General features: G+C 60.1%; 12 protein-coding genes. 6 read left to right on the plus strand and 6 right to left on the minus strand.

The annotated features are described in order from the left end of the window. A partial coding sequence (locus tag AAC035_RS11115) for a Maf family nucleotide pyrophosphatase (protein ID WP_339803928.1) occupies window positions 1-573 on the plus strand: 573 nt, incomplete at its 5' end. Here AAC035_RS11115 and AAC035_RS11120 read toward each other — a convergent pair. The 3 genes from AAC035_RS11120 to rluC form a co-directional block, all read right to left on the minus strand. Further along, a complete protein-coding gene (locus AAC035_RS11120; protein ID WP_339803931.1) occupies window positions 558-1607 on the minus strand; it encodes a S49 family peptidase in 1050 nt (349 codons plus the stop codon). The two genes, AAC035_RS11115 and AAC035_RS11120, sit on opposite strands and share 16 nt — an antisense overlap. Window positions 1608-1698: 91 nt before the next feature. Next, window positions 1699-2352, minus strand: a complete 654-nt coding sequence (locus AAC035_RS11125; RefSeq protein ID WP_339803933.1) for an HAD-IA family hydrolase — start codon at window positions 2350-2352, stop codon at window positions 1699-1701. Window positions 2353-2373: 21 nt separating this feature from the next. Continuing rightward, complete coding sequence (gene rluC / locus AAC035_RS11130; RefSeq protein ID WP_339803935.1) at window positions 2374-3414, minus strand: 23S rRNA pseudouridine(955/2504/2580) synthase RluC; 1041 nt, start codon at window positions 3412-3414, stop codon at window positions 2374-2376. A gap of 748 nt (window positions 3415-4162) precedes the next feature. Between rluC and rne the strand changes: the two genes are divergently transcribed. Both rne and AAC035_RS11140 read left to right on the plus strand, forming a co-directional pair. After that, window positions 4163-7483, plus strand: a complete 3321-nt coding sequence (gene rne, locus AAC035_RS11135; RefSeq protein ID WP_339803938.1) for a ribonuclease E — start codon at window positions 4163-4165, stop codon at window positions 7481-7483. A gap of 90 nt (window positions 7484-7573) precedes the next feature. Next, a complete protein-coding gene (locus tag AAC035_RS11140) occupies window positions 7574-8119 on the plus strand; it encodes a YecA family protein (protein ID WP_339803940.1) in 546 nt (181 codons plus the stop codon). Between the two features lie 45 nt (window positions 8120-8164). Here AAC035_RS11140 and AAC035_RS11145 read toward each other — a convergent pair whose 3' ends face one another. Continuing rightward, window positions 8165-9052 carry a PHP domain-containing protein gene (locus AAC035_RS11145; protein ID WP_339803943.1) on the minus strand — a complete coding sequence of 296 codons (888 nt, stop codon included), beginning with the start codon at window positions 9050-9052 and terminating at the stop codon, window positions 8165-8167. Window positions 9053-9180: 128 nt separating this feature from the next. Between AAC035_RS11145 and AAC035_RS11150 the strand changes: the two genes are divergently transcribed. The 3 genes from AAC035_RS11150 (at window position 9181) to AAC035_RS11160 (ending at window position 10913) form a co-directional block, all read left to right on the plus strand. Next, window positions 9181-9480, plus strand: a complete 300-nt coding sequence (locus tag AAC035_RS11150; protein ID WP_339803945.1) for a YciI family protein — start codon at window positions 9181-9183, stop codon at window positions 9478-9480. Window positions 9481-9670: 190 nt separating this feature from the next. Then, window positions 9671-10345 carry a TIGR04211 family SH3 domain-containing protein gene (locus AAC035_RS11155; protein ID WP_339803948.1) on the plus strand — a complete coding sequence of 225 codons (675 nt, stop codon included), beginning with the start codon at window positions 9671-9673 and terminating at the stop codon, window positions 10343-10345. A 265-nt stretch (window positions 10346-10610) separates the two neighbouring features. Continuing rightward, a complete protein-coding gene (locus AAC035_RS11160) occupies window positions 10611-10913 on the plus strand; it encodes a PilZ domain-containing protein (protein WP_339803951.1) in 303 nt (100 codons plus the stop codon). Between the two features lie 210 nt (window positions 10914-11123). Here the strand turns inward: AAC035_RS11160 and rraA are convergent, their stop codons facing one another. Beyond that, window positions 11124-11603, minus strand: a complete 480-nt coding sequence (gene rraA / locus AAC035_RS11165) for a ribonuclease E activity regulator RraA (RefSeq protein ID WP_339803954.1) — start codon at window positions 11601-11603, stop codon at window positions 11124-11126. Window positions 11604-11659: 56 nt separating this feature from the next. Continuing rightward, the coding region (locus AAC035_RS11170) for a putative PEP-binding protein (RefSeq protein ID WP_339803956.1) at window positions 11660-12692 on the minus strand (1033 nt) is incomplete at its 5' end.

Genomic DNA, 12692 nt, shown 5'->3' on the forward strand with positions numbered 1-12692 from the left:
CCCTATCGAAAAAACCTGCTTGAGCGGCTCAGACTGCCGTTTGTCACGGCGAGCCCGGACATTGATGAACAACCACTAGCGGGAGAAACCGCGGAAGCCCTGGTGCTGCGCCTGGCGTCAGACAAGGCACAGGCCCTTTGCCGCCGCTTTCCGGAGCACCTGATTATCGCCTCAGATCAGGCGGCGGCCCTGCCCGACGGCCAGGTGCTGGGCAAACCCGGCAACCATGAGCGGGCCTGCGAGCAGCTGGCCCGTTGCAGTGGCCACCCCGTCTGCTTTTATACCGGACTCACCCTGCTGAACAGCCAGACCGGCCAGCAGGATACGATTGCCGAAACCTTTACTGTCCACTTCCGCAATCTGGCAAGCACCGACATCGAAAACTACCTGCGCACCGAAACACCCTATGACTGCGCCGGCAGCTTTCGCATGGAGGGGCTGGGTATCGCCCTGTTCAGCCGCTTCGAAGGACGCGATCCGAACAGCCTGATCGGCCTGCCACTGATGGCACTGATCGATCTGCTGAAAGAGCAGGGCGTCGATGTGCTGGCACAGGCCTATCGCAACTCGTAGCGCGACTGAACCAGCATGTCGCCGACCGCGCGCCCCACCGACACACCAAGCTGGTCCACCAGCTGGCGCAGGGTAGACTGCCGGGGCGAGTAATCCACCAGCTTGTCGTTACCCACCAGCTCCCGGGCCACCCAGGAAGCGCTGCCCAGGCCGTCGATCAGGCCCAGCCCTTCGGCCTGTTCGCCACTCCAGATAAGCCCCGAGAACAGACGTTCGTCATCTACCAGGCGGTCACCCCGTCCTTTTCTGACCTGATCGATGAACTGATTGTGAGTGGTTTCCAGCACTTCCTGCCAGAAGGCCACGTCACTTTCCTGCTCCGGCGAGAAGGGATCCAGAAAGGCCTTGTTTTCGCCGGCGGTGTACAGCCTGCGCTCAACCCCCAGCCGGCCCAGGGCATCGGTAAAGCCGAAGCCTCCGGAAATCACCCCGATGGACCCCACCAGACTGGCCTTGTCGGCATAGATTTCGTCGGCGGCGGCGGCGATGTAGTAAGCTCCGGAGGCCCCAATATCGGCGATCACCGCGTACACCTTCTTGTCCGGGTGCAGTGCCCGTAGGCGCTTGATCTCATCGTAAACGTATCCCGACTGAACCGGGCTGCCACCGGGACTATTGATCCGCAGCAGCACCGCCTCCGACGACTTCGCCTCAAATGCCCGGCGCAGGGCCCCCACAAGGTTATCGGCACTGGCCGGCTGATCGGCAGCAATGGTGCCATTCACCTCAATCAATGCGGTGTGGGCGTCACCGGTGGCCGAATCAAGGGCACCGCCAATGGGGAACTGTATAAAGAGAAGCAGTCCGATCAGATAGGCGAAGGTCAGGAGTTTGAAGAAAATCCCCCAGCGGCGACTTTTGCGCTGCTCCGCCTGCAACGACATGACCAGCTTTTCCACCAGCTTCCATTCCTTGCTGGCCTCTTTTTCCGCTTTCGCTGCTGCCTTGCGGTCAGCGGCTGATTCCGGAGGGCGGGCAGCAGAGCTTTCCTGCTGCTCCCAACCCGGCCTGTTGCCTGACTCCCAATCCGACATCACTTTCCCCTGGCGCTGATAAAAGAAGAACCACAAGCCTGAAGAAGCCCGAGGGCATCAATCGGCTTGCTTACTGATCTATGTGGCGACTTCAGCGGGCAAGCCCCAGCGCTTCCCGCAAATCGGCCACCGTCGAAGCAACAGCCAGCGGGTTATAGCGGGACAACTCTGCGCGGTCGTGCACCCCCCACTCCACGCCAATAGCCGGCATGCGGATACGCTGGGCCATGTCAAGATCGTAACGGGTATCGCCGATCATCACCGCGTCCTGGGGCTCAATTTCATAATGCTCCAGAATCTCAACCAGCATTTTCGGATCCGGCTTGGAGCGGGTCTCATCCGCGCACCGGGTCAGATCAAAATGCGGGCCCAGGCCACTGCTGGTCAGCGCAGAATCCAGCCCACGACGACTCTTGCCGGTGGCCACGGCACAACCGCGACCGGCCAGACGCAGATCAGTGAGCACGTCGGCCATGCCGTCAAAGACATTCTGGGGTGTGGTCTTGCGGGAGAAAAAATAACGGCCATAGCCCTCACGGATTGCCGTCATCTCATCGCGACTGATGCCCGGATAGAGAGCGCCCAGGGCCTCCACCATACCGAGCCCGATAATATCCCGGTAGGCCTCGCGCTCACGGGCCGGAAAACCCAGCTCGGTGGCAGCCTGATGCAGGCTGGAGGCAATATGCTCCACCGAATCCACCAGGGTTCCGTCCCAGTCAAAAATAACCACTTTGAATGACATACTACAGATCTCCGGAAAACATCAGGCTGACCGCCCGAGACTGGCCAGCACTCTGGCGAAAGCTTCATCGTAAGGCGCCTCCAGCGTCAGCTGTTCGCCCTCACCCGCCTCAGTGTCGGGCAGCCTGAAGCTGAGGGAGCGGGCATGCAGCATCAGCCGGTCGCCGTTTATCTTGCGGAACGCACGCAGGCTCGCTTCATCCATATACTTGTCATCCCCGGCAATCGGATGACCGGCCCAGCCACAATGAACGCGAATCTGATGGGTGCGACCGGTAACCGGCGAGGCCTCTACCAGGCTGTAACCCTGCCAGCTCTGCAGCAGCCGGTAGCGGGTCAGCGAAGACTTGCCGGCTTCATCCACCCTGACCCGGCGCTCACCGTTGGGCATCTCATAACGAAGCAGAGGAACCTTAACCTCTTTCATGCCGGCATCCCACTGACCGCTGACCAGGGCATGATAACGCTTGTTGATACGGTGGCCCCGCAGTTCGTCCTGAAGAAACTTGAGCACTGAGCGCTTTTTGGCCACCATCACCAGCCCCGAGGTATCCCGGTCCAAACGGTGCACCAGCTCCAGAAAACGGGACTCCGGGCGGGCCGCCCGCAACACCTCAATGAGCCCGAAACTCAGGCCGCTGCCGCCGTGTACCGCAATGCCCGAAGGCTTGTTAACCACCAGCAGCCCGGGATTCTCAAAAATGATGGCGTTTTCCATGACCCCCTGAACCCGGCTGCCCGGAACCATCGCGGGCGCCTTCTCGGGGCGGGTGACCGGAGGAATCCGTACCTCATCGCCGGCGTTCAGGCGGGTATCCGGCCGCACCCGGCCGCGGTTTACCCGCACCTCGCCCTTGCGCACGATGCTGTAGATCTTGCTTCTGGGCACGCCCCGCAGCTGCGCCATCAGAAAATTATCGAGCCTTTGCCCTGCCAGTTCCGGGTCCACAGTCACCCACTGGACGCTGGCGGCGGACGCGGCAATGACTGGCTCAGCGGTGGATGATCCACCCTGCCGGCTTCTGCTGCCGGACGAGGCCGGCTTTCTGGAAGGTGAGGACATAATATTAAGCAGCGCTCTGGTACGACGACAGGATTGATGATATGCAGCATTGCTGCTATATTCCGGCATGCTCTTCCGTTTGTCTACGGCACGGCCAGCACGCCGACCGCCGGAGCGGTTGCAGTATACAGAGACTGTTAGAGGGTTTGAATGCCAATGCTTCCGTGACGATCCGGGGCGGCACCAGACCAGACGACCCAGACATTGTTCAGTCAGGTCGTTCAGACAAGAGTTCCAGAAGCAAACGCTGACAGCCACATATACTGAACACCTGATGCTGACACATTCGCACCAGTATTCAGTATGACTGACAGCACAATGGCATTCCGGCCGCTCCGGACAAACCGGTCTGAAACCTTGCAGCGCTGATCTGGCGCCGGGGCAACAGACACCGGGAGCAGCAGGAACGTCCGACAGTAAACACGCAGGAAGTCCTGCGGGCGATTTTCGCGAAGATTCATACCTGCATGCAGGGCCGGGCCGTCCATCTTGTTAATACGACGTGAGACCCAGGCACCAGCATGAACCAGAAGATACGTAACATGCGTCAACAGATACTGAACCAGACATTCGCCGAGCTGCCAGAAAGCAACGGGCGTTCATGGACTGAATCCAGTACCCCGGCACAGAACCCCAGATCGTTCTGACCGCTCTGACGACAGGCCTGCTGGTCTGTCGTACGCAGGTTCCGCTTCGCGGCCGCCCCTCGACCTCCTGTCCTAACTAATTGACAGGAAATATCTTTTCCATGAAAAGAATGCTCATAAATGCAACTCACCCCGAAGAGTTGCGCGTCGCGCTGGTCGATGGTCAGCGTCTGTTTGATCTCGATATCGAATCCTCCACCCGCGAGCAGAAAAAAGCCAACGTCTATAAAGGCCGCATTACCCGGGTAGAGCCGAGCCTTGAAGCCGCGTTTGTGGATTTTGGCGCCGAGCGCCACGGCTTCCTTCCGCTGAAAGAAATCTCCAAGGAGTACTTCAAGAAATCTCCTGGCCAGATTGAAGGCAAGATCAATATCCGTGATGTGGTCGCCGAAGGTCAGGAAGTGATCGTTCAGGTCGACAAGGAAGAGCGTGGCAACAAGGGCGCAGCCCTGACCACGTTCATCTCCCTGGCAGGCCGCTACCTGGTGCTGATGCCCAACAACGCCCGCGCCGGCGGTATTTCCCGTCGCATCGAAGGCGAGGAACGGTCCCAGCTCAAAGAAGCCATGAACAGCGTCCAGGTGCCCAAATCCATGGGTATCATCGTGCGCACGGCAGGTATCGGCCGCAGCAGCGAAGAGCTGCAGTGGGATCTGGACTACCTGGTGCAGTTCTGGGAAGCCATCACCGCTGCCGCCGGCGAGCGCAAGGCCCCGTTCCTGATTCACCAGGAAAGCAACGTCATCATCCGCGCTGTGCGGGACTACCTCCGCCAGGACATCGGTGAAGTACTGATCGACTCGGCCGTGGTCTACGAAGACGTGCTCGGGTTTGTCCGGCAGGTGATGCCCTCCTTCGAGAACAAGATCAAGCTGTATCAGGACGAGATTCCCCTGTTCAGCCGCTATCAGATCGAAGGTCAGATCGAAACCGCGTTCCAGCGGGAAGTGAAGCTGCCTTCCGGCGGCTCCATTGTTATCGATCCCACCGAAGCATTGGTATCCATCGACATCAACTCCTCCCGGGCCACCAAAGGCCAGGACATCGAGGAGACCGCGCTGCAGACCAACCTGGAAGCGGCAGAAGAGATCGCCCGCCAGTTGCGCCTGCGGGATATGGGCGGCCTGATCGTCATCGATTTTATCGACATGACCCCGGCCCGCCACCAGCGCGATGTTGAACAGAAAGTCCGTGAAGCCCTGGAAATTGACCGGGCACGGGTTCAGGTGGGCAAGATCTCCCGCTTTGGTCTGCTGGAAATGTCCCGTCAGCGCCTGCGCCCCTCCCTTGGCGAGACCCGCAGCGAAGTCTGCCCCCGCTGCAGTGGCCAGGGCACCATCCGTGGTATCGAGTCACTGGCGCTGAGCATCATGCGCCTGATTTTCGAAGAAGCCTCCAAGGACAAGACCGGTGAAGTTCGTGCCGTGGTCCCCGTTGCCGTGGCTACCTTCCTGCTGAATGAGAAGCGCAAGCAGCTGGCCGACATCGAAGCCCGCCAGGAAGTGGACATCGTGGTGGTGCCAGCACCCCACATGGAAACGCCGCACTTCGAAATCATCCGTATGCGGGATGATGAATCCGGCACCGAGCGGGTTTCCAGCTATCAGGTCGCTCAGGAGTACAGCGAGCGCGAAGAGGAAGAAGCCGAAGCCCAGATTGGCAAAGAACCTGCGCCGCGCGAGGAAGCTGCGGTCAAGGCTATTCGCCCTGTCGCTGCCCCGGCAGCAGCAGCGCCGGCACCGGCTGCGGCATCGCCGGCGGCACCCGCAGCAGCCGATGCCCAGGAAGACGGCGTCTTCCGCCGTATGGGCCGGAAAATTGCCGCCTTCTTTAACGGTGAATCCGAAGACAGCGCTGGCAAAGATCGCACTGGCCAGAGCGCATCTGCCCGCGACAACCGCCCGGCTTCCCCCGGCCGTAATCAGCCGGGTCGCCAGGACCGTCGCAAGACACGGGTAGCCCGCGATGAACGGCCTGAAGGTGATAACCGCACCAGTGAGCGCCGCCCGGGTGGCCAGAACACCCAGAACCGGGACGACGACAATCGTAGCGGAGGTGGCCGCAGCCGTAACCGCAATCGCAACCGTAACGACCGTAACGAAAAATCCGATCGCGGCGAACGGGACGGCAGCAACCGCAAGCCTCAGGGCCAGGGTCGCCAGGACCAGAGCCAGACCGGCAGCCGTGACATCGCCTCCGACAAGGATGCCAGCCAGGCCAAGGAAAGCCGTCAGGAAGGACGTCAGGACAGCACTCGCGAAAGCGGCCGGGAAGCCCCGCGAGAAGGCCGTCAGGATGGTCGCGGTAACCGTCGCGGTGGCCAGAAAGAAGGCGCCCGCAATGAAAACCGTGAAGACAGCCCCAGGCAGGACAACGCCAGCCCCGCAGCGGTAACGGCGCGCACGGATGAGGCCAGACCGGCTCCGGAACAGGACGCCAAGGTCGAATCCGGTGCATCCCAGAGCCCGGAAGCCAAAGCTGAGGTCCGCAGCGACAAGCCCCGTCGCAGCCGCCGCAACCGTGGCCGTGACGGCGCACCGACCGAAACCCCAGCCAGCACCCCGGCTGACCGCAAGGCTGTGCGCAACGAGATGCACAAGGGTGAACCTGCCGAAAAAGACAGTGACAAGCCGGCCGCCCCGGCGGAGCGCAAGGCTGAAGCCAAAGCGGCCACCCCCGCCGTCGCTGCCCCGGCAGTAAACGCCAGCCAGGAGCCTGTCAAAGCCCCTGAGGCTGAGGCAAAAGCCAAAACCGACACCGACAGCAAGCAGCCGGACACCAGCTCGTCTGAGCCGGCGGCCCAGGCGTCTGTTGAAGCGGAAGCTGCCAAGACAGAGCAACCCGCCAAGACAGAGCAATCCGCAAAGGATGCCGGCACGGTAACCACCGAAAAGGCAACACCTGCGGCAGAGAGCAAACCTGCAGCCAAAGCGCCGACCCCGGAGAAAACCGAAACGCCGGCAACAGAAGCGCCTGCGCAGGAAGCTCCGGCGAAAGCCGAAGCTCCGGAAGCGGTCGATACTCCGGAGAAAACGGAGATCGCACAGCCTGCGTACAAAACCTCCGCTCCGGAACCGGAAAAAGCGGCCAGCCCTGTCGATGCCGGCACGCCGGTGCCAACGGAAAAGGCGTCCGCGCCTGCCGATGCCAAGCCTGTTGCGGATACCGCCAAAGCAGAAACTGAGGCGCCGAAGCCCGACGTAACACCTGCTCCCGCAAAAGCGGAACCCGCAGAAACCGCAGCTCAGGCGAAGCCGGAACAGAAAGAGAAGCAGGAACAGCCCGCACAACAGGCAACCGACGTTCCGGTCACCCCGGGTCGTGCCTACAATGATCCGCGGGAAGTCCGCAAGCGTCAGCGCGCTGCCGAAGCTGCCCGCAAGGCAGCAAACGAAGACGGTAACGACAAGCCGGCCCAGTAAGCCTTACCAGAGCAACCGGATCCTGTGTCTGTAATCCCGACACAGGTTCCGGTCCGCCTATACGGATGGCCCACGGCCAGGAGCTATTGAATGTTAAGTAATGAAGAAATCGAGGCGCTGGAAGAGATTCTCTTCGCAGAGCCCTGGGGCGAAGAGTCAGTGGACTTCTTCGGTCTGCATGGTGTCGTTTGCGCCAGCGTTGTGGGGCCAGTCGCGCTGTCCGCTGCCGAGCTGTTCCGACTTTCTACCGGGCAGGAAGACGTTGAGGAGGCCGATATTCCAGAGGTCTTCAGAACTCTGACCGGAAAGTTGGCGAAGGGCCTGCAGCAGGCGCTGGACATGGGCCAGTCGCTGGAATTGCCTGAGCCGGAAGACGGCGACCCGATGAACGCCCTGGAAAACTGGTGCGCCGGCTTTGTGGATATCTTCCTGGAACACGAGGAAGCCTGGCTGGAAGGCACTCATGAAGAGGATGCGGCGGAATCACTGGTGCCGATGCTGACGCTGTCCGGACTGTTCGAGGATGAAGACTTCCAGAAAGCCCGGAACGATGAGAATCTGGCTCAGCAAATGGCAGACGCCATTCCTGATGCCCTCACCGATCTTTATCTGCTGTTCCACGCTCCCGCGGAATAACCCTCTGCAGAGAAATCTGGAGAAGGTGACCACGCCGCCATGAAGTCAGGCGACCTGAGCAATCCCCACTGGCCGGCGGAAACGCTGCCAGACCGGAATCAGGTCGTCAGGCATGGCGGCAATCTTGCCCAGCTCACACCAGTCCGGTCCCGGTACGTGAAAATCACTACCCTGGGAGGCCAGCAAGCCCTGGCGTCGGCATAACTCGGACAGAAAGCCCAGATCACCCCGGCCCTGCCCGCTGGTCAGCACTTCAATACCCTGCCCGCCTGCTTCCTGAAAGTCTGCCACCAGCGCACGCAATTTGGTCGCGGTCAGCTTGTATTTGGTGGGATGCGCCACCACCGCTATTCCGCCCGCCTCGACCACCCAGCGCACCACTTCCGCCAGTTCGGGCCAGAACGCCTTCACGTCACCGGGTTTGCCCGCACCCAGATATTTCTTGAACGCCTGCCCGAAGTCCGACACCAGGCCGTCTTCGATGAGCACCCGGGCGAAGTGGGGGCGACCGGGCACGTCACCGCCGGCCTCTGCCGTGGCCCGCTCCTGAATATCTTCCGGGCAACCTCTGACCACCTTTTTGAGTCGTGTGGTGATGGCCTCGGCCCGGCGCCAGCGGTTCTGCTGCTGCTCGGCCACTCGGGCGGCAAACACCGGGTCTGCCGTATCCATGTCCAGCCCGACAATATGAATCGTATTCTTCTGCCAGACACAGGAAAGCTCAATACCGGTGATCAGGGTCAGCCCCTGCGCGGCCGCAGCCACGGACGCCTCGGCCAGCCCGTCGGTGGTATCGTGATCGGTGAGCGCCAGGTGAGTAACACCCTGCAGACGGGCACGGGCCACCAGATCTGTCGGCGACAAGCGGCCATCTGAGGCGGTGCTGTGGCAGTGCAGATCGATGCAATAAGAGGCTGGCTGGGGTATAGTCACGGGCATTCCTGTTGAGAGTCGGTGCGGTCTGAATTCAATGTGGCCAGTCTAGCACGACCACTCACACGACACTGTCCCTTTGCAGGATCCTCATTTTCTGACTGACTGATACAACAGACGGACACAACATGTATTACGCCATCATCAGTGAAGACATCAACAACAGTCTGCCGTTGCGCAAAGAAGCCCGCCCCGCCCATGTTGCGCGGCTCGAGCATCTGCGGGATGAGGGGCGCCTGCTTGTTGCCGGCCCCCACCCGGCCCTGGACACCCCGGAACCGGGTGACGCCGGCTTTACCGGCAGCCTGGTGATAGCCGAATTTGATGCACTTGAAGACGCTCAGGCCTGGGCTGATGCGGACCCCTACGTGGCCGCCGGCGTCTACGCAAAGGTTACGGTAAAACCGTTCAAACCGGTTTTACCCTGAGTGCCCGGGTAAAACCCGACGCTCCGATTTACCGACGAACCCGTGCCTGGCCCGACTGTTGATCGTGAACGAGCCCTCGGGCCTCGTCCGCAAACCGGCTCCATGAGGGTTTTGTAATTTCGGGACACTTGATTGAAACCCCGGCTGTGACAAAATTGCGGGCTACATTGAACCTTAGGGACTTCCGGCTGTGACACTTCGTGTTCTGACTCTGATTCTGGCGCTTGTGGTTTGTGGTGTGAACATCGCCCAGGCCCGTACCGTGTATATTGATGACACACTCTATGCCCCCGTTCGAAGTGGCCAGGGAACCCAGTTCCGCATTCTCCACAATGGCTTGCGCAGCGGTACCTCGGTGGAGCTGCTTGAACAGAGTGAGGAGTCAGGCTATAGCCGGATCCGCACCAGCAATGGCCTCGAAGGCTGGATACCCAGCCGCTACCTGACCAACCAGCCCATCGCCCGCGACCGCCTGGACGCCGCCAACCGCGAACTGGCCCAGGCCCGTGCGCAGCTGGAGGAAGCCCGCAGCAACCTGACCCAGGTGGACTCAGAGCGTACGGAACTGTCCCAGAACGAAGAGCGCCTGGAAACCCGGGTCGCGGAGTTGAGCAAAGAGCTGGAGGAAATCCGTTCCATCTCCGCCAATGCCCTGACCCTGGAGCGCCGTAACCGCGAACTCCAGGAAAACAACCAGAGAATGCGCAACGATGTGGAAGTTCTCACCGCAGAGGTTGAGCGACTCGAAGCAAAAGCAGATTCCGATTTCATGCTGCTGGGGGCCGGCCTGCTGATTCTCGGCATGATCCTGGCGGTGGTTCTGCCCTGGCTGAAGCCTACCCGCAAGAACGACAACTGGGCATAACGCCCGGTTGTCGTTGCACGCGCCCTGATTCTCCAGAATCCCATCCGACAGACACCACAAGCCGCCCTGGCGGCATCAAGTGCTGTCGTGTATTGCGGCATGAAATTTCATGAGAACTTGAAGCACCCAACCACCAGATATGGGTAGCGGTTCACGCCACAGACACAAAATCTATGGCCTACTCCGCCTTTTATAGCGTCATGTTCTTTGACCCAAACCATGTTCACCGCTATAAATGTTAAAACCACAACGGAAAGGGGCAGTCATGTCGATGACGATGAGGGATTATTCAGAGAAACGGGATTTTCACCGGATGCAGGTCAATTCCGAAATACAGATTACCGATGCTGAGGGCCGGTCATTTACCGGGGTCTGCAAAGACCTCAGTGGCACCGGCATGCAGATATACGTCGAAGGCTTTGTAGCGGAAGGGGTACGACTCCACACCCTGCTGCCATCCACGAGCGAACAGTTTCCGCCTTTCGAGACGGAAGTTGAGGTTATACGCAGCGAGGCTGCGGGGGATGGTTATTTGCTGGGTGTGACGATTAATAAGGTCAAGCACTAAACCACCCGTTCGCTCTGACTCTGAGCTCTGAGCGTGTCGAAGAGTCGAAGGGCGCTTGTCCCGAGTTCGCATCCTTCGACGGGCTCAGGATGAACGGAACTCTGCTCTTTACCCCGTTCGCCCTGAGCCCGTCGAAGGGCGCGGACTCTCAGGCCCCATCCTTCGACGGGCTCAGGATGAACGGACATCCAACGTCGTACCGTCCATCACTCAGCCCGGCAGTTTCTTCTCAGAAACCACAATGCCATTGTTATCAGCATACACATAATGCCCAGGCTGAAACGTCACCCCACCAAAGGTCACCGGAACATTCAGATCGCCAATGCCACGCTTGTCGGTCTTGCGGGGGTGCGTACCCAGGGCCTGGACGCCCAGGGTTGTCTTGCCGATCACGTCCACATCACGGATGCAGCCATAAATAACAAGCCCTGCCCAGCCGTTCTCAGCGGCCTTCTCGGCCAGCATGTCGCCCAGCAGCGCCGCCCGCTTTGAGCCGCCGCCGTCAACCACCATCACCTTGCCATGACCCGGCAAAGCCACCTGCTCCTTGACGATGGAGTTATCCTCAAAGCATTTGACCGTTACGATCTCGCCGCCAAACGCATCCACGCCGCCGTAGTTACGAAAGCCCGGCTCAACCACCAGCACCTCGGGATGATCGTCACAGATATCAGGGGTTACGATGTCCACTTTCTTAAACTCCTTATGACCGGCAACTGCCGGTCGTCAGTCAGTCAATAAAACAGTCAGTCAGGCGTTTCGTCGGCCAGGAAGAACCAGGTATCCAGAACCGAATCCGGGTTCAGGGACACACTGTCGATGCCCTGATCCATCAGCCACTTGGCCAGATCCGGGTGATCGGACGGGCCCTGGCCACAGATACCGATGTACTTGTTGGCTTTCTTGCAGGCCTGAATGGCGTTGGACAGCAAGGCCTTGACCGCGTCGTTGCGCTCATCGAACAGGTGGGCAATGATGCCGGAATCCCGGTCCAGGCCCAGGGTCAGCTGGGTCAGGTCGTTGGAGCCGATGGAGAAACCATCAAAGTGCTCCAGGAACTGTTCCGCCAGAATGGCGTTGGCCGGAAGTTCACACATCATGATCAGGCGCAGACCGTTCTCGCCACGCTTCAGGCCATTCTCTTCCAGCAGTTCCACCACCTGACTGGCCTCACCCACGGTACGCACGAAGGGCACCATGATTTCCACGTTGGTGAAGCCCATTTCGTCACGGACTTTTTTCAATGCCCGGCATTCCAGCTCGAAACAGTCGCGGAAGGTCTCGGAGATGTAGCGTGAGGCGCCACGGAAGCCCAGCATCGGGTTTTCTTCGTCCGGCTCATACAAGGTGCCACCAATCAGGTTGGCGTATTCGTTGGACTTGAAGTCCGACAGCCGCACGATCACCTTCTTCGGTGCAAAAGCAGCCGCCAGGGTAGAAATACCCTCCACCAGCTTGTCGATGTAGAAATCCACCGGTGAAGCGTAACCGGAGAAGCGCTTCTCGACGGTCTGGCGAATGTCACGGGGCAGATTGTCGTAATTAAGCAGGGCCTTGGGGTGAACGCCGATCATCCGGTTGATGATGAACTCGAGGCGGGCCAGGCCGACCCCTTCATTGGGCAGTGACTGGAAATCGAAGGCCCGGTCCGGATTGCCCACGTTCATCATGATCTTGAAGGGAATGGCGGGCATGGACTCTACGGTGTTTTCCCGCAACTCGAAGTCCAGGCTGCCCTCGTAGATCAGGCCGGTGTCGCCTTCGGCGCAGGAAACGGTC

It is taken from the genome of uncultured Marinobacter sp., from assembly GCF_963974375.1.
GTDB lineage: Bacteria > Pseudomonadota > Gammaproteobacteria > Pseudomonadales > Oleiphilaceae > Marinobacter.